The 16,751-nt window shown below is 54.4% G+C and carries 15 protein-coding genes and 1 pseudogene; 3 read left to right on the top strand and 13 right to left on the bottom strand.

Features of this window, described 5'->3' with window-relative positions:
* Positions 1–61 precede the first annotated feature (61 nt).
* The 3 genes from dxs to xseB are packed head-to-tail and all read right to left on the bottom strand — an operon-like array spanning position 62 to position 3,093.
* On the bottom strand, positions 62–1,924 hold the full coding sequence (gene dxs / locus OVA10_RS19630) for a 1-deoxy-D-xylulose-5-phosphate synthase (protein WP_129035473.1): 1,863 nt from the start codon (positions 1,922–1,924) through the stop codon (positions 62–64).
* A gap of 26 nt (positions 1,925–1,950) precedes the next feature.
* Positions 1,951–2,850: a (2E,6E)-farnesyl diphosphate synthase gene (gene ispA, locus OVA10_RS19625; protein ID WP_102104303.1), complete on the bottom strand. Its 900-nt coding sequence runs from the start codon at positions 2,848–2,850 to the stop codon at positions 1,951–1,953.
* The gene (gene xseB, locus OVA10_RS19620) at positions 2,851–3,093 is read right to left on the bottom strand and encodes an exodeoxyribonuclease VII small subunit (protein ID WP_100777420.1); all 243 of its coding nucleotides are present in this window, start codon (positions 3,091–3,093) and stop codon (positions 2,851–2,853) included.
* Positions 3,094–3,286: 193 nt separating this feature from the next.
* Between xseB and thiI the strand changes: the two are divergent.
* A pseudogene (thiI, locus tag OVA10_RS19615) lies at positions 3,287–4,737 on the top strand (tRNA uracil 4-sulfurtransferase ThiI).
* A 125-nt stretch (positions 4,738–4,862) separates the two neighbouring features.
* A complete protein-coding gene (locus tag OVA10_RS19610; RefSeq protein ID WP_268196651.1) occupies positions 4,863–5,588 on the top strand; it encodes a GntR family transcriptional regulator in 726 nt (241 codons plus the stop codon).
* A gap of 9 nt (positions 5,589–5,597) precedes the next feature.
* Here OVA10_RS19610 and OVA10_RS19605 read toward each other — a convergent pair whose 3' ends face one another.
* The 5 genes from OVA10_RS19605 to panE form a co-directional block, all read right to left on the bottom strand.
* On the bottom strand, positions 5,598–6,320 hold the full coding sequence (locus OVA10_RS19605; RefSeq protein ID WP_268196650.1) for a glucosamine-6-phosphate deaminase: 723 nt from the start codon (positions 6,318–6,320) through the stop codon (positions 5,598–5,600).
* A gap of 9 nt (positions 6,321–6,329) precedes the next feature.
* Positions 6,330–7,643: a 6-phospho-beta-glucosidase gene (locus OVA10_RS19600; protein ID WP_268196649.1), complete on the bottom strand. Its 1,314-nt coding sequence runs from the start codon at positions 7,641–7,643 to the stop codon at positions 6,330–6,332.
* A 12-nt stretch (positions 7,644–7,655) separates the two neighbouring features.
* Positions 7,656–8,924, bottom strand: a complete 1,269-nt coding sequence (locus tag OVA10_RS19595; protein ID WP_102104298.1) for a PTS sugar transporter subunit IIC — start codon at positions 8,922–8,924, stop codon at positions 7,656–7,658.
* 303 nt (positions 8,925–9,227) lie between these two features.
* Positions 9,228–9,821 carry a protein deglycase YajL gene (gene yajL, locus OVA10_RS19590; RefSeq protein WP_268196648.1) on the bottom strand — a complete coding sequence of 198 codons (594 nt, stop codon included), beginning with the start codon at positions 9,819–9,821 and terminating at the stop codon, positions 9,228–9,230.
* A complete protein-coding gene (gene panE / locus OVA10_RS19585; RefSeq protein ID WP_123429378.1) occupies positions 9,784–10,695 on the bottom strand; it encodes a 2-dehydropantoate 2-reductase in 912 nt (303 codons plus the stop codon). The genes yajL and panE overlap by 38 nt, the downstream gene beginning before the upstream one ends.
* A gap of 127 nt (positions 10,696–10,822) precedes the next feature.
* Here panE and OVA10_RS19580 point away from each other — a divergent pair, with 127 nt between their 5' ends.
* Positions 10,823–11,314 carry a YajQ family cyclic di-GMP-binding protein gene (locus OVA10_RS19580; protein WP_095280993.1) on the top strand — a complete coding sequence of 164 codons (492 nt, stop codon included), beginning with the start codon at positions 10,823–10,825 and terminating at the stop codon, positions 11,312–11,314.
* Positions 11,315–11,345: 31 nt separating this feature from the next.
* Here OVA10_RS19580 and OVA10_RS19575 read toward each other — a convergent pair whose 3' ends face one another.
* The 5 genes from OVA10_RS19575 to cyoB form a co-directional block, all read right to left on the bottom strand.
* Positions 11,346–12,707: an MFS transporter gene (locus OVA10_RS19575; RefSeq protein WP_123429377.1), complete on the bottom strand. Its 1,362-nt coding sequence runs from the start codon at positions 12,705–12,707 to the stop codon at positions 11,346–11,348.
* A 211-nt stretch (positions 12,708–12,918) separates the two neighbouring features.
* On the bottom strand, positions 12,919–13,806 hold the full coding sequence (cyoE, locus tag OVA10_RS19570) for a heme o synthase (RefSeq protein ID WP_100777411.1): 888 nt from the start codon (positions 13,804–13,806) through the stop codon (positions 12,919–12,921).
* A gap of 11 nt (positions 13,807–13,817) precedes the next feature.
* On the bottom strand, positions 13,818–14,144 hold the full coding sequence (locus OVA10_RS19565) for a cytochrome o ubiquinol oxidase subunit IV (protein WP_100777410.1): 327 nt from the start codon (positions 14,142–14,144) through the stop codon (positions 13,818–13,820).
* Positions 14,144–14,758, bottom strand: coding sequence for a cytochrome o ubiquinol oxidase subunit III (locus OVA10_RS19560; protein ID WP_095280996.1), 615 nt, complete (start codon positions 14,756–14,758; stop codon positions 14,144–14,146). Before OVA10_RS19560 ends, OVA10_RS19565 begins: the two co-directional genes overlap by 1 nt.
* Positions 14,748–16,739, bottom strand: a complete 1,992-nt coding sequence (gene cyoB, locus OVA10_RS19555; protein ID WP_100777409.1) for a cytochrome o ubiquinol oxidase subunit I — start codon at positions 16,737–16,739, stop codon at positions 14,748–14,750. The genes OVA10_RS19560 and cyoB overlap by 11 nt, the downstream gene beginning before the upstream one ends.
* Positions 16,740–16,751 lie beyond the last annotated feature (12 nt).

The raw sequence follows: 16,751 nt of genomic DNA, 5'->3' as shown, positions 1-16,751 counted from the left end.
CTCCTGCTGATTGCTTAAAATACTATCTTTAAGCATAGCAGGAGGGAAAAGAGGGGAGTTGTTACGCCAGCCAGCTGCGGATTTTCGCTTCAATTCCGGCAGCATCCAGGCCAATCGCCGCGCGGGCTTCGTCCTGAGTTCCTTGCGGAATAAAGTAGTCTGGCAGGCCGAGATTCAGCACCGGAACTGGCTTACGATGCGCCATCAGCACTTCGTTCACGCCGCTGCCTGCGCCGCCCATAATAGCGTTCTCTTCCAGGGTGACCAGCGAATCGTGACGCGCCGCCATCTCCAGAATTAACGTTTCATCCAGCGGTTTGACAAAGCGCATATCCACCAGGGTCGCATTGAGCGATTCCGCGACTTTCGCCGCCTCTGGCATCAATGTACCGAAGTTGAGGATCGCCAGTTTTTCGCCGTGACGTTTAACAATGCCTTTCCCGATAGGTAATTTCGCCAGCGGTTCCAGCTCGACGCCCACGGCGTTGCCGCGTGGATAACGTACGGCGCTTGGGCCGTCCTGATAGTGATACCCGGTAAAGAGCATCTGGCGGCATTCGTTCTCGTCGCTTGGCGTCATCACGACCATGTCCGGGATACAGCGCAGGAAGGAGAGATCAAACGCTCCCTGGTGCGTCTGTCCGTCAGCGCCGACGATACCAGCACGGTCGATAGCAAACAGCACCGGCAGCTTCTGGATCGCTACGTCGTGGATCACCTGATCGTAGGCGCGCTGCAAGAAAGTCGAGTAGATAGCCACAATCGGTTTATAGCCACCAATTGCCAGACCGGCTGCGAAGGTCACCGCATGCTGTTCGGCAATCGCCACGTCAAAATATTGACCCGGGAATTTTTTGGAGAACTCAACCATGCCGGAGCCTTCACGCATGGCAGGCGTCACGGCCATCAGCTTGTTGTCTTTAGCCGCTGTTTCGCACAGCCAGTCGCCGAAAATTTTCGAATAACTTGGCATCCCGCCGCTGCTTTTTGGCAGACAGCCGCTGGTCGGATCGAATTTAGGCACGGCGTGGAAGGTGATCGGGTCTTTTTCCGCTGGCTCGTAGCCACGCCCTTTTTTAGTCATGATGTGCAGGAACTGCGGGCCTTTCAGGTCGCGCATGTTCTTGAGCGTAGAGACCAGACCCAGCACGTCATGCCCGTCCACCGGGCCAATGTAGTTAAAGCCCAGCTCTTCAAACAGGGTGCCGGGAACCACCATGCCTTTGATGTGCTCTTCGGTGCGTTTCAGCAGCTCTTTGATCGGTGGCACGCCGGAGAAGACTTTTTTACCGCCTTCACGCAGAGTGGAATAGAGTTTGCCGGAGAGCAGCTGCGCCAGGTGGTTGTTTAGCGCACCGACGTTTTCTGAGATCGACATTTCATTGTCGTTAAGGATCACCAGCATATCGGGCATGATATCGCCCGCGTGGTTCATCGCCTCAAACGCCATACCCGCCGTGATCGCGCCATCGCCAATCACGCAGACGGTGCGGCGCTGTTTGTTCTCTTTTTCCGCCGCCACGGCAATGCCGATACCCGCAGAAATTGATGTAGAAGAGTGGCCGACGCTTAAGACGTCGTACTCGCTCTCACCGCGCCATGGGAACGGATGCAGCCCGCCTTTCTGGCGGATCGTACCAATTTTATCGCGACGGCCGGTGAGAATTTTGTGCGGATAAGCCTGATGACCGACATCCCAGATCAGCTGGTCAAACGGGGTGTTGTAGACGTAGTGCAGCGCAACGGTCAGCTCCACCGTGCCAAGCCCGGAGGCGAAATGTCCGCTGGAACGACTCACGCTGTCGAGCAGGTAACGACGCAGTTCGTCGCTCAGCTTCGGCAGGCTCTCTTTCGGCAACAGACGTAACTCCTGGGTGGAGTCAACCAACGCCAGTGTCGGGTATTTGGCAATATCAAAACTCATCAAAGGCTCATCGAGATTTAGTATGTTTATTTATCACGCTGGATTATATAGTCCGCTAGCGCTTCCAGTGCCGAGGTATCAAGCGATTGTGCGGCCAGCAGATTCAGCGACTGGCGGGCATCATCGATCAGGTCCCGGGCTTTACGTTGGGCTTGCTCAAGGCCCAGCAGGGCGGGGTAGGTACTTTTGCCAAGCTGCTGGTCTGCACCCTGACGTTTTCCCAATATTGCAGTATCGCCCACCACATCCAGAATGTCATCCTGAACCTGGAAAGCCAGACCGATACTTTCGGCGTATCTGTCCAGAACGGGCAAGGCTTTACGCCCCTGTTCACCCGCGCTCAGCGCGCCCAGGCGAACGGCTGCACGGATCAGCGCACCTGTTTTATGACGGTGGATGCGCTCAAGCTGTTCCAGATTAACCTGACGACCTTCCGCTTCCAGATCCAGCGCCTGACCACCGCACATACCAGCGATGCCGCTGGCCATCGCCAGCTCAGAAACCATCGCCAGACGGTCACGATCGGCCACTTCAACCATCGGCGCATCGCTCAGAATAGAGAACGCCAGCGTCTGCAGAGCATCACCGGCCAGAATGGCATTGGCTTCGCCAAACTTGATATGGCAGGTCGGCTGGCCGCGACGTAAATCGTCGTCGTCCATCGCCGGTAAATCATCGTGGATCAGCGAGTAGGCATGAATGCACTCAACGGCGGCCGCTGGCGCATCCAGCGTGTCATTGCTGATGCCAAACATATTGCCCGTAGCATAGACGAGGAACGGGCGCAGACGCTTTCCACCTAAGAGTGCGCCATAGTGCATGGCTTCAACCAGTGGAGTGTTCTGAAAAGGCTGTGGTTCAATAAAACGACGCAGCGCGTCGTTGGCACGTTCCACACATTCCTGAAGCGCTTTGGCGAAATCCATTTACTCAGCGTCCGGTGTAAAAGGGGTTGTGGCGGCGTCTTCGCTATCGGACAGCAGAATTTGCACACGCTGTTCGGCCTGCTGCAATTTAACCTGCCCCTGGCGCGCAAGCTGCACGCCGCGTTCGAATTCATTGAGCGCGTCTTCCAGCGGCAGGTCGCCACTTTCCAGACGAGTCACAATTTGCTCCAGCTCACTCAGCGCAGTTTCGAAACTGGCTGGTGCGTCATTTTTCTTCGGCATAGTGAATGTAGACTCTCATATTTTCAGCCCCGTCATGGTAGCGGACTCGGGCGGATAAGCAAATAACGCGCAATGTGCACAGGAGCACCGCTATAGTGGTATACTTCCGCGCCTGGATGCAGCCACGGGTGTGGGCTGCTGTACTCTTTTCCATCACAAGCCTTTACGGGCTTGCCAACGAAACATTGCCGCCATGAAGTTTATCATTAAATTGTTCCCGGAAATCACCATCAAAAGCCAATCTGTGCGTTTGCGCTTTATTAAAATTCTGACCGGAAACATTCGTAACGTTTTAAAAAATTATGACGAAACCCTTGCCGTGGTTCGTCACTGGGATCACGTCGAAGTGCGCGCGCCAAGGACGAAAACAAGCGTCTGGATATTCGCGATGCGCTGACCCGCATTCCCGGGATTCACCATATTCTGGAAGTTGAGGACGTTCCCTTTACCTCACTGCACAATATTTTTGAACTGTCGCTGGCCCAGTACCGCGATCAGATCGAAGGCAAAACCTTCTGCGTGCGCGTAAAGCGTCGCGGTAAACATGAATTCAGCTCGATCGAAGCCGAACGTTATGTTGGCGGCGGTCTGAACCAGCACGTTGAAACGGCGCGCGTGAAGCTGACCAACCCGGAAGTGACCGTCAATCTGGAGATCGAAAACGATCGCCTGCTGCTGGTCAAAGGCCGCTACGAAGGGATTGGCGGGTATCCGATTGGGACGCAAGAAGATGTACTGTCCCTGATTTCCGGTGGTTTCGATTCTGGCGTCTCCAGCTACATGCTGATGCGTCGCGGCTGCCGCGTACATTACTGCTTCTTTAACCTGGGCGGTGCGGCGCACGAGATCGGCGTTCGTCAGGTCGCGCATTATTTGTGGAACCGTTTTGGCAGTTCCCACCGCGTGCGTTTTGTGGCGATCAACTTTGAGCCTGTGGTCGGCGAAATCCTCGAAAAAGTGGACGACGGCCAGATGGGCGTGGTGCTGAAACGCATGATGATGCGTGCGGCGTCGAAAGTGGCCGAGCGCTACGGCGTGCAGGCGCTGGTAACAGGCGAAGCCCTGGGCCAGGTCTCCAGCCAGACCCTGACCAACCTGCGTCTGATCGATAACGTTTCGGATACGCTGATCCTCCGTCCGCTGATCTCGCACGACAAAGAGCACATCATCGATCTGGCGCGCAAAATCGGTACGGAAGATTTTGCCCGTACCATGCCGGAATACTGCGGTGTGATCTCGAAAAGCCCGACCGTGAAAGCGGTTAAGGCGAAGATCGAAGCGGAAGAGCAAAACTTCGATTTCGAGATCCTCGAAAAAGTGGTTGCTGAAGCAACGAACGTTGATATCCGTGAAATTGCGCAGCAGACCGATCAGGACGTGGTGGAAGTAGAAACCGTAAGCGGATTCAGCGCCAACGACGTGATCGTGGATATCCGCGCCATCGACGAGCAGGATGCCAGCCCGCTGAGCGTGGAGGGCGTTGAAGTTGTCTCTCTGCCGTTCTACAAGCTGAGCACCAAGTTTGGCGATCTGGAGAAGGATAAAACCTATCTCCTGTGGTGCGAGCGTGGCGTGATGAGTCGCCTGCAGGCGCTCTACCTGCGCGAGCAGGGCTTTACCAATGTGAAGGTATATCGCCCGTAAGCAACGCCCTTCGGGGCGCTCTGCACGAACAGGCCGGGTAAGGCGAAGCCGCTACCCGGCTTTTTTATTTCCAAATTATGCGCCCATGGTAAAGTAACGATCCGTCAGGACGCCGCGAGGGTAGTATGCATAAATACCTGGAAATAAAAGAAAAGATAAAAAAGGATATTCTCGATCAGAAATATCGAATCGGAGAAAGTATTCCCTCCGAGCGCGATCTCGCCAGCGTGTATCACGTGACGCGGGTGACGGTACAAAAAGCGATGGCGAATCTGGTTCAGGAAGGGTATATCGAGCGCATTCATGGTAAAGGCATGTTTGTGCTGAAAAATACCGCCAGCAATATTTATATTCTCAACAATGAAAAGAGCGACAGTATTCTGGGGTTTTCTCGCGAATTCCAGGGGCGGGTCAAGGTCACCAGCCGCTTAATTACCTTCACAACTATTCAGGCCGATCCCTCGCTGGCTCAACACCTTGAGATTAAGCCTGGCGACGACGTCTGGTTTATCCGCCGCGTGCGTCTTCTGGATGGGCAGCCGGTTCTGGTCGAAGACACCAATATTCCAGTGCAAACCATCGCGGTGATCCCACAGTCCGTTCTCGAAAAAGGGTCGCTGTATGGCTATATCGAAGAGTACACCGGGAAAAAAATCAGCGATGCGGATTCGTTAATTGAAGCGGCGCTGTTCGACCGCGAGCTGGCTAAGATTCTGGGTATTACACCGGGGCAAGCGATGCTGAAAATTACGGAAGTCACCCGCCTGAGTGATAAAAAAGCTTTTAACTATTCGATTAGCTATAACCGTGCGGATCTGTTTCGGGTTAAGAATTTACGCATTGAAAGATGACAGGCGCGTTTATAGTTGAGCCGCAGCGGCTTTATCTACCAGCATTTGCACCTGCGGATGGGCTTTTAACAGGGTCGCCGGAATACTGGCGTCGATATCTGAGCGCAGAGTCTGCGCCACGATAGCGGCCTTTTTCTCACCGCTGGCCATCACAATCACTGACTTCGCCGCCAGAATCGTTTTCATCCCCAGAGAAATCCCCTGTTTCACGTCGCGAGCCTGGCCGAAATACTTCACGGAAACCGACTGGGTGACCTCATCCAGATCGACAACGTGACACTCCGTATCCTGCGCCGCGCCTGGCTCATTAAAGCCGATATGACCATTCATGCCGATGCCGAGCACGATAATATCAATGCTCCCGTGGCCCGCAATGAAACGATCCACGCGGCGGCACTCCTGCGCAGGGTCGGTCGTAAGGCCGTCAAAGAAGCAGATTTGTTCATCCCGTAACGTCAGACGACTGAAGAAATGCCCCCAGACCATCTCGCGACAGCTGCCCTTATCGGCTTTTCCCAGCCCCAGCCACTCGTCCAGGCCGACAAACGCCGCGCGGGAAAAATCGACGTTGCCCTCTTCGCTGGCACGAACCAGAACATCAAACACCCCCAGCGGCGTATCGCCCCCGGCAATGCAGATCAGGGCATCCGGTTTGCGGGTGACGGTGTCGATCACGCGCTGGGCCACAGTGGCGCTGAGCGCCCGGTAATCTTCAACAATTTCAACGTTCATCGCAGTTCCTTAGCGTTTCGTGTATTGCGGCAAATAGGCGTGGTTCACTTCCAGATACTCATCGAGGATCTGCTCGGCAATGGCGGCGGAGGGCACGATGGGGTTGATGCTCAGCGCCAGCAGGGCGGTGGCATAATCTCCGGTGACGGCGGCCTCGACGGTCAGCTCTTCGTAGGCTTTGACACTCTGGATTAACCCGCGAATTTTCACCGGCAGTCTGCCGTAGGCCAGCGGATGGGCACCGTTTTTATCGATGACGGCATTGGTTTCCAGGGTGACGTGATCCGGCAGATCTTGCGTCGCGCCGTTATTCACTGTGTTGACCACGTGCACTTCTTTTTTGTCGTTGAAAATCGAGCTGATGATCGAGCAGGCCGTGTCGGAGTACCACGCGCCGCCGCGCTGCTCCAGCTCTTTCGGCTTGTGGTTCAGGTTCGGGTCCTGGTACAGCTCAAACAGTTTGCGCTCGATTTCACGCGTTTGCTCACCGCGTGTGCCCTTATTTGCGGAATCGCGGATAGCCGTTTCCGTCATTTCGCGGGTCAGGAAGTAATACTTGAGATAGGAGATCGGATACATGTGCAGCGCGCGGGCAAAGCGTGCGGTAAAGCCGATATCCGGGATATTTTTCAGCGAATTATTGGCACTGCCAACGGCCAGTTTTTCGATAAAATCATCGGTACAATCGTCGCCTTTCACGTAAATTTTATCGGCACAGATCAGGTGGTTCAGGCCGATGATGCGCGCGTAGATATCCGATTTGCGGACATCGTAGGCTTTGGCGATGTCCATCATCATGCTGTTTGCACCGCTGCAGATCCCGATGGTCTTAATCGCAGAGTGGCGAGTGATGGCTTCTGTCACAATGCCCGCCGGGTTAGTGAAGTTGATAAGCCATGCGTTCGGACACCATTTTTCCATCGCTTTGCAGATATCCAGCAGCACAGGAATGGTGCGCTGGGCTTTCATAAAACCGCCTGGCCCGGTGGTTTCCTGGCCGAGTACGCCGTATTTCAGCGGGATTTTCTCATCGTTAATGCGCGCATCAAGGAAGCCGACGCGCAGTTGAGTAGTAACGAAATCGGCATCTTTCAGGGCCGTTTCCCGATCCAGCGTCAGGTGAATGTTCATCGGAATACCCGCCTGCGCCACCATGCGCTGGGCGAGCTTGCCGACGATCTCCAGCTTCTCTCTCCCTTCTTCAATGTCCAGCAGGTAGAAATCGGTGACCGGGAGTTCGTCGTAGCGTTGGATAAATCCATCGATCAATTCCGGCGTATAGCTTGAGCCACCACCAATCGTAACAATTTTGAGCTTTTTCATCGTGAATCCTTTTTACAAGATGGGATCGGGGAGTTTTTCAGCTTCACGGCGCGAGTGTTCTTCCGCCGCTTCTGTTTCTAACTGTTTGCGTTCTGCGAGTTTGAAAAACGGCAGCCAGACGAGGGCTGAAATGGCAATGGTGCAGACTGACCAAATCACGGCCGGAATATTGCCTCCGGTGACAAACCAGGCCGCGAAAATAGGCGGCATAGTCCAGGGAATTTGCAGTACCGGGCGACCAATAATGTCGAAATACATCAGCGCGTAAGTCGACGTACACAGAATCATCGGGGTTAAGGTAAAGGGGATCATCAGTAACGGGTTAAAGACAATCGGGCAGCCAAATATCACCGGCTCATTGATGCAAAATATTGCGGAGGGCAAAGAGAGTTTGCCGACCGATTTATACAGCTTGCTGCGCGAGCGCATCATCGCCATGACTAACCCAAGCGTCGCACCGGTGCCGCCGAGACACATAAAGACGATATAAAACCCGTCGGCGGTGATGTGCGGAATAGGCTGGTGGTGTAAATAGGCCTGGGTATTTTCGGCGATGTATTTCAGGAAGATCGGTGCGGTGATGCCGGAGAGGACGTTGTCGCCATGAATACCGCAACACCAGAGCAGTGAGATCAAAAAGATTAAGACCAGCATGCCGGGAAGCGATCCTAAGCCGGTGACCAGCGGGCTGAGAATAAGCGTAAAGAAATTATTAATATCGAAGTTAAGAATGACCCTAACGAACCAGATTAAGGTAATTGCCACTGCCGCCGGGATCAGGCTTGCGAAAGATTGGGCGACCGCAGGGGGGACGCCCTCGGGGAGTTTAATCACCACGTTATGATGAATAAAGAAACGGACAATTTGCACCGTCAGAATCGAGAGAATAATGGCGGAGAAAAGCCCTGCAGCCCCCAGGTTATCGACATTGAGCTGGTACTTATCGTTAAGCTGGGCCAGTAAAAAGACCACCATGGTGATGATGGCGCAGGTCAGGGCGTTGAGGCTGTACTCTTTCGCCAGGTTGTAGCTGATGCCGATGGCTGAAATCAGCCCGATGGCGCCGAAGGTTACGGCAACCGGTGCGCTGAGCTTCTCGGCGTAAGGGCCAAGCCAGTCGGTCCAGCCCGGAATCGGTAAATTCGCGAGGATCAGAAACAGACTGCCGGTAATGGTGAAGGGGAGCGTCAGGGCAATGCCGTTACGCACCGCCACCAGGATTTTGTTTTCACCGACGCGAATCAGGACAGGAATGACTCTGTTCTCAAGAAATGTAATCACATTGCTTACTCCAGAAGAGATTTCTGTTCTTCGCCGTTATCTGTGTTGGTAGGGGCGAAGTGTCTAACTGGTATATGCCAGTTGAAATGAGTTTTTCATGGAAGCCTGTGGCTGTCAAACAGGGTGAAAACGATAAAGGGAATCCGTATCTCAATGAAAATACGCAGTTTTAGTCACGGTGAAAGGGCGTGATGAGAATCAGTGTCAGAAAGAAAGATAAGAATTGTGATTCCCGCCGCAATTATCAGCAGAGAAAATAAAGGCCGGCGCGATGGCCAGCCTGAGGGGAATTACAGCGTCTATTTACGCCTCGTAGTAGTTATAAATCCCTGCGGCCATCACCAGCGAGGACGCGACTTCATAGGCTTTTTCTCGCCCGACAAGCAGATCGATAATCTTGAGTGCGAAATCAATCGAGGTTCCCGGCCCCTGGCTGGTCAGCAGGTTGACGCGCGGATCCCAGACCACCCGTTTATCGACCCACTGTCCCTCGGGGATGCGGTCTTTCATGGTCGGGAAGCCGGTCATGTTGCCGATGGGGAAGAGGTCATGGGGAACCAGTACGGTGGCTGCCGCAGCGCAGAGGGCGGCGACAATTCGCCCGGAGAGATGAAACTGGCGCACGGTTTCGACCAAAAGGGGGCTGTCGCGAAAACACTCCGCTCCTTTCAGGCCGCCGGGCAGAACAATCACATCGAAATCGCCGTCCGCCACTTCAACCAGCGGTGCATCGGCCAGCAGCTTCACGCCGCGCGAGCAGACGATGGTCAGACTGCCATCGCTGGCTACGCTGGCGGTGGTGACGTTTATCCCGCCGCGAACCAGCAAATCAATGGTCGTGACTGCTTCTGTCTCTTCGCTACCAGGGGCGAGGCATACCAGTGCCGACGCGCTCATACTCACTCTCCTTACGTTTAACCAGGTCATACAGACGGATATTTTCCGGCACGTTGATGCCATGTGCGCGGGCTCGTTTGAGCAGATAGCCGGTGATGTAGTCGATTTCTGTGTGCCGCTGTGCGCGCACATCCTGCAGCATCGATGAGATATTTTCAGCAGTGCTGTCGATAATCTGCTCGACGTAATAACGGATATCGTCTTCTGAGGTGTGGATGCCCTCACGCTCAATCACGGCCGCGACTTCAGCGCAAAGGGCCGCTACTTCCTGCGGATGGTTTTTCAGTTCACCGTTTGGGCAGTCCAAAAGCGCCGTCAGCGGGTTGATCACGCAGTTCACCGCCAGTTTGCGCCACAGCTGTGGGCGAATGTTGTTGTGCCAGGCCACATCGGGCAGCACATGCTGCAGTACGTCGGCGAGATAGCTGTAATCGCCATCCTGCTCGCGCGCCGGTCCCATATGGGTGACGCCGCTTGCCACGTGGACGATGATGTTACCGTCGCGACGGGCCGCATGGGTGGTGATCGCCATCAGCAGCGGTTGTGGGATGCTTTTGAGCTCTTCGAGGGTGCCCATGCCGTTATGCACCAGAAGAATGGGCGTGGTGCGGGGCAGGGTGTTCGCCAGCGCTCTGACGGCATCCGAGACCTGCCAGGCCTTAAGGGTAACCAGCAGCAGGTCGCTTTGCGCCAGGAAATCAGGATCGTTGGCGGTGAGCGATTCGTTAAAGATACTTCCATCTTCATCGATCAGGTTTACACTGCAATACGGCTGGGGGACGCGTAGCCAGCCTTGTACCTCGTGTCCATGTTTGCACAATGCGGTGAGCCAAAGCTGGCCCAGGGCTCCGCATCCGAGCACGGTAATTTTCATTGTTCCTCCTCACCTGCAACTGCGCCAGGCGTGTCGGTTAAGTATAGCGCCGTCAGCTAAGCTTCTGTTGAGTTATGCCTCGTTGCGGGTATTATGCAACGCAACAAAAGTAAAGGGAGAAGAAAAGATGCCATCTTTCGATATTGTTTCAGAAGTTGATATCCAGGAAGTCCGCAACGGTGTGGATAACGCCAGCCGTGAAGTTGAGTCACGTTTCGATTTTCGTGGTGTAGAGGCGAGTTTTGAGCTGAACGACGCGAATAAGACCATCAAGGTTTTGAGCGAGTCCGATTTCCAGGTCAATCAGTTGCTGGATATTCTGCGTGCCAAGCTGTTAAAACGCGGCATTGAAGGGACGTCTCTGGATGTGCCGGAAGAGTTCGTGCACAGCGGCAAAACCTGGTTTGTTGAAGCCAAACTTAAGCAAGGTATTGAGAGCGCGATGCAGAAGAAAATCGTTAAGCTCATCAAAGACAGCAAGCTGAAAGTGCAGGCGCAAATTCAGGGCGAAGAGATTCGTGTCACCGGTAAAGCGCGCGACGATCTGCAGGCCGTGATGGCGCTGGTGCGCGGCGGCGACCTGGGTCAACCGTTCCAGTTTAAGAACTTCCGCGATTAAAAACGAAATGCCCGGCAAGCCGGGCATTTTTTCAGGCTTTAATAGCCTGTTCCACTTCGAAGCGATTGGTGACTTTACTGTCGATTTTGACGTAAGCACTACGCTCTTCTGGGACGATCAGCACTTCGCTGACCCCTTCTGTTGTTTCCAGCCGCTGTTTTAGCGCGTCGCTTATCTCCACACCGTCCGGGATTTCCACCCGCAGGCTGCTTACGTAGCGCGGCTCTTTCATGGTGCTGGCAACCAGCAGCCAGACCATCGCCAGCAGCGCGCCGGCAAGAAATACGGTCTGCGAATCAAATAATCCGTCTACCCAGCCGCCGAACGAACCGCCGATGGCGACGCCCAAAAACTGGCTGGTGGAGTAAATGCCCATCGCCGTACCTTTGTATCCGGCTGGGGATTCTTTGCTGATTAACGATGGCAGCAGGGCTTCCATCAGGTTAAAGGCGAGGAAGAACAGCTGCACGCCCAGCACCAGCTCCCAGAAGTGCGGGCCGGAGCCCCACAGCACAATTTCTGCGATTAATAACAGTGCCACACAGCCCAGAAATACGCGCTTCATACGGCGTTTTACTTCGGCGTAGATGATAAACGGCACCACGGAAACGAAGGAGATCAGCATCGTTACCAGATAAATCTTCCAGTGCTCCGCCGCCGGGAATCCGGCTGCCGCCAGCTGGCCGGGGAGGGCCACGAAGGTGGACATCAACAGGATGTGCAGACACATGATGCCGAAGTTGAGCTTCAGCAAACGCGGTTCAACGATGACTTTGCTGAAGCAGCCTTTCACCATGCCCGATTCACGGTTCAGAACGTGATTTTTACTGTCCGGCACCACCCAAATCGTTAGCGCAATGCCAACCGTCGCCAGTACGGCAATCATCCAGAAGAGGGCATTCAGGCCCAGTTTATGGGTAATGATCGGGCCAAGCACCATGGCAATAGCAAAGGTGACGCCAAAGCTGACGCCAATAAACGCCATCGCTTTGGTTCGGTTCTGTTCGCGGGTTAAATCCGAGAGCAGCGCCATTACAGCAGCGGCAATCGCCCCTGAGCCTTGTAGCGCACGGCCAAGAATAATGCCCCAGATGGAGTGTGACAGCGCGGCAATAATGCTGCCGAGGACAAAGATCAGCAGGCCGCCGACAATCAGTGGCTTACGGCCCACGCGATCGGAAAGTAGCCCGAAGGGAATCTGAAATATCGCCTGGGCCAGGCCATAGATGCCAATTGCCAGACCAATTAACGCCTCGCTGGCGCCCTGAAGTGCCATACCATAGGTAGTCAGAACAGGCAGGACCATAAACATGCCAAGCATGCGCAGCGAGAAAACAGTCCCTAAACCCCAGGTTGCGCGCAGTTCGCCTGGTGTCATTTTATAATCGTTCATTACCACCTCTGTTCAAAAGCAGGCACTAGTGTAGGCGGGGTGTTAAGTGCGGTAAATAGGTGTTTGTTTAAGAGATATTACGGGGGCTGAACATTGCCGGTGGCGGCTTCATTTTACCCGGCCTGGCGGTTGCGCAGGCCTGTGCAACCAGAGCGCGACAGGGCAAAAAAAAGCCGGGTTATCATCACCCGGCTTGTTCATATCAGCGTGCTTACCAGACGTAAGTCAGCAGATTGTGTGAATCAGGCACCATAAAGTCGACGGACATCATCACGGACAGGGAGGTGATAGCGACAATCGAGAACACAAACAGCTTACGTGCCCACACTTTATCGTCTTCCACTTTGTACCCGCGCAGCGCCATACCGAGCCACCAGACGCTCACCGCAGCAGCCACCACCAGATATTTGTATCCAGCGTAGCCTCCGAGAGAGAGCATCAGCGTCGCCACGGCGAAGGCGATGATGTACAGCGTGATGTGATTCTTGGCGACTGAAATACCTTTCACGACCGGCAGAACCGGGATGTTCGCTGCCTGATAATCCTTGAAGCGGAAAATCGCAATGGCGTAGGAGTGCGGCATCTGCCACAGGCTAAAGATAGCCAGCAGAATTAGCGCACCGCTGTCGAACTCGTTCGTGACGGCGCAGTAGCCAATCACCGGCGGCGCAGCGCCGGAGAGAGAACCAATCAGCGTACCGTAGACGGAGTGACGTTTCATATACAGGCTGTAAACGCCCACATACACCACGAAACCCATCACCCCCAGCCAGCAGGCCAGAGGGTTGGCACCAAACCACAGCAGCATAAAGCCAGCAAAGCCCAGCAAGGTGGCGTACACCAGCGAGACGGCAGGAGATATCAGGCCTTTGACAAGCACCCGATTCTTGGTCCTTTCCATCTTCCTGTCGATATCCATGTCGATGTAGTTGTTAAATACACAACCGGACGCAACCACCAGTGACACGCCAATCAACGTGGATGCGAAGAGGGTGTAGTCAATGCTGCCCTTAGAGGCCAACAGGAACCCTCCGATCACGGAGATCAGGTTGCCAAAGATGATGCCTGGTTTCGTTACTTGCAGGTATTGCTTAAACATACTCGCCGCTCTTAGTGAACCATCATGTTGTAGTTCAGGTTCCACATAATCCAGATGGAACCGACTACCAGGATAGCGATGATAATCACGGTAAAGATGAAGGCCGTCATGTTCCAGCCCTCATCGGATTTGGTGTTCATGTGCAGGAAGCAAACCAGATGCACCAGAATCTGCACCACAGCGGAGATCAGGACAGTGCCCAGAATCACCGTGTGAGAAGCCGTTCCGCTCATCACCATCCAGAACGGGAGCGCCGTCAGGATGATCGACAGGATGAAACCTGTCATATAGGTTTTCACGCTACCGTGGGAAGCGCCATGATCGTTAGTATGACTCATTACATCGCCCCCATCAGATAGACAACCGAGAACACGCAGATCCACACCACGTCCAGGAAGTGCCAGAACAGACTCAGGCACATGATACGGGTGCGGTTAGTATTGGTCAGGCCGCGACGATAAACCTGGAACATCAGCACCGCCATCCAGATCAGACCAGATGTTACGTGCAGACCGTGGGTCCCTACCAGTGCGAAGAACGCTGACAGGAAGCCACTGCGATCCGGGCCCATGCCTTCAGCAATCAGGTGATGGAATTCATAGAGTTCCATCCCGATAAATCCAGCACCAAACAACCAGGTCAACGCCAGCCAGGAGACAACCTGGCTCTTGTTGTTTTTGTACATGGCGATCGCCGCCATGCCGTAGGTGATGGAGCTGAAAAGCAGCAGAGCGGTTTCAACCAGAACGAACGGCAGCTCGAAAATGTCCTTGCCAGTCGGGCCGCCCGCTGTGCCGTTCACCAGAACGGCATAGGTCGCGAACAGACAGCAGAACAGAATGCAGTCGCTCATCAGGTAGATCCAGAAGCCGAAGACTTTCATCGGCCCTGTATCGTGGTGCGCGTGGTCATGCGCATGGGCAGTTGGGTGCGCCAAAGTATCAGTTGCCATTTTTCAGCCCCGCTTTAGAAATCTCATCGAAATGCTGGTTTTCCAGTTTTTCGACTTCACGGACTGGTACGTAGTAGTCCACGTCCTCGTCAAAGCTCTTCACAATCCAGCTAATGATCACGCCAGCGAAGCTCGCGATCGCCAGCCACCAGATGTGCCAGATCATGGCGAAGCCAAATACCGTTGCGAAGGCGGCAATCACAATGCCCGCACCGCTGTTTTTCGGCATGTGGATCTCTTCGTAATGCTCAGGTTGCTTGTACGCTTCGCCTTTCTCTTTCATTTCCCAGAATGCGTCGCGCTCATGGATCTGCGGCACAATGGCAAAGTTATAGAACGGAGGCGGGGAAGAGGTTGCCCACTCCAGCGTACGGCCACCCCATGGGTCACCGGTCAGGTCACGGTTCTGCTCGCGGTCGCGAATAGAGACGTAGAACTGAATCAGCTGGCATGCGATACCCATTGCAATCAGTACCGCACCACAGGCTGCAACAACCAGCATTGGGTGGAACTGTGGATCAATCTGCTGGCTCAGGCGACGGGTCATACCCATGAAGCCGAGCACGTACAGCGGCATGAAGGCCACGAAGAAACCAACGATCCAGAGCCAGAATGCGCGTTTGCCCCAGGTTTCGTTCAGCGTGAAGCCAAACGCTTTAGGCCACCAGTAAGTTACGCCAGCGAAGCAGCCGAAGACGACGCCGCCGATGATAACGTTATGGAAGTGCGCAATCAGGAACAGACTGTTGTGCAGAACGAAGTCAGCACCTGGCACCGCCAGCAGTACGCCGGTCATCCCACCTACAGAGAAGGTGACGATGAAGCCGATGGTCCACAGCATTGCTGAGTGGAACACGATACGGCCCTGATACATGGTGAACAGCCAGTTGAAGATCTTCACCCCGGTCGGGATGGCGATAATCATGGTGGTAATACCGAAGAAGGCGTTTACGTTCGCGCCCGCACCCATGGTGAAGAAGTGGTGCAGCCAAACGATGAACGACAGGACGGTAATACACACGGTTGCCCACACAAGTGAGGTGTAACCAAACAGGCGTTTACGCGAGAAGGTCGCGGCGATTTCGGAGAACACACCGAAGACCGGCAGAACCAGGATGTACACTTCCGGGTGACCCCATGCCCAAATCAGGTTGATGTACATCATCATGTTGCCGCCCATATCATTCGTGAAGAAATGGGTGCCCAGATAACGATCCAGGGTCAGCAACGCGACGGTAACCGTCAGAATTGGGAAGGAGGCAATAATCAGGATGTTGGCGCACAGAGATGCCCAGGTAAATACTGGCATCTTGAACATAGTCATGCCAGGGGCACGCATCTTGATAATGGTCACGAAGAAGTTAATACCGGTCAGGGTCGTACCGATACCGGAGAGCTGAATCGCCCAAATCCAGTAATCGACGCCTACGCCTGGACTGTATTCAATTCCCGAAAGCGGCGGGTAAGCCAGCCAGCCAGTCTGTGCGAATTCGCCCACACCCAGTGACAGGTTAACCAGGATAACGCCGACAACCGTGAACCAGAAGCTCAGGTTGTTCAGGAACGGGAACGCTACGTCGCGCGCGCCGATTTGCAGCGGCACAACCACGTTCATCAGACCGATAACCAGCGGCATCGCCACGAAGAAGATCATAATCACGCCGTGCGCGGTAAAGATCTGGTCGTAGTGGTGCGGTGGCAGGAAGCCGGCCTCACCTGCCGAAGCAAGTGCCTGCTGGCTACGCATCATGATTGCATCGGCAAAGCCACGAATTAACATGACGATACCGACGATGCAGTACATGATACCGAGTTTTTTGTGGTCAACCGAAGTCAGCCACTCATTCCACAGGTAGCTCCACTTACCGAAGTAAGTGATCAGGCCCAGTAAGGCCGCGCCACCAATGATAATTGCAGCAATCGTAACCACGATAATCGGTTCATGGTACGGCACTGCATCCAGTGTCAATTTTCCGAACATTTTCTTCCTCGG

This window comes from Lelliottia sp. SL45 (genome assembly GCF_026672535.1).
Lineage (GTDB): Bacteria > Pseudomonadota > Gammaproteobacteria > Enterobacterales > Enterobacteriaceae > Enterobacter > Enterobacter nimipressuralis.
The sequence above is the reverse complement of the archived record's forward strand: the minus strand, read 5'-3'. Positions and strand labels throughout refer to the sequence as shown.

Excerpts from the sequence above, each read along its gene's own strand:
- OVA10_RS19565 (WP_100777410.1), bottom strand. The coding sequence starts at position 14,144 with ATGAGTCATACTAACGATCATGGCGCTTCCCACGGTAGCGTGAAAACC.
- panE (WP_123429378.1), bottom strand. The coding sequence starts at position 10,695 with ATGAAAATTACCGTGCTCGGATGCGGAGCCCTGGGCCAGCTTTGGCTC.
- OVA10_RS19575 (WP_123429377.1), bottom strand. The coding sequence starts at position 12,707 with ATGAACGATTATAAAATGACACCAGGCGAACTGCGCGCAACCTGGGGT.
- yajL (WP_268196648.1), bottom strand. The coding sequence starts at position 9,821 with ATGAGCGCGTCGGCACTGGTATGCCTCGCCCCTGGTAGCGAAGAGACA.
- OVA10_RS19610 (WP_268196651.1), top strand. The coding sequence starts at position 4,863 with ATGCATAAATACCTGGAAATAAAAGAAAAGATAAAAAAGGATATTCTC.
- OVA10_RS19560 (WP_095280996.1), bottom strand. The coding sequence starts at position 14,758 with ATGGCAACTGATACTTTGGCGCACCCAACTGCCCATGCGCATGACCAC.
- cyoB (WP_100777409.1), bottom strand. The coding sequence starts at position 16,739 with ATGTTCGGAAAATTGACACTGGATGCAGTGCCGTACCATGAACCGATT.
- OVA10_RS19605 (WP_268196650.1), bottom strand. The coding sequence starts at position 6,320 with ATGAACGTTGAAATTGTTGAAGATTACCGGGCGCTCAGCGCCACTGTG.
- OVA10_RS19600 (WP_268196649.1), bottom strand. The coding sequence starts at position 7,643 with ATGAAAAAGCTCAAAATTGTTACGATTGGTGGTGGCTCAAGCTATACG.
- dxs (WP_129035473.1), bottom strand. The coding sequence starts at position 1,924 with ATGAGTTTTGATATTGCCAAATACCCGACACTGGCGTTGGTTGACTCC.
- OVA10_RS19580 (WP_095280993.1), top strand. The coding sequence starts at position 10,823 with ATGCCATCTTTCGATATTGTTTCAGAAGTTGATATCCAGGAAGTCCGC.
- cyoE (WP_100777411.1), bottom strand. The coding sequence starts at position 13,806 with ATGTTTAAGCAATACCTGCAAGTAACGAAACCAGGCATCATCTTTGGC.
- ispA (WP_102104303.1), bottom strand. The coding sequence starts at position 2,850 with ATGGATTTCGCCAAAGCGCTTCAGGAATGTGTGGAACGTGCCAACGAC.
- xseB (WP_100777420.1), bottom strand. The coding sequence starts at position 3,093 with ATGCCGAAGAAAAATGACGCACCAGCCAGTTTCGAAACTGCGCTGAGT.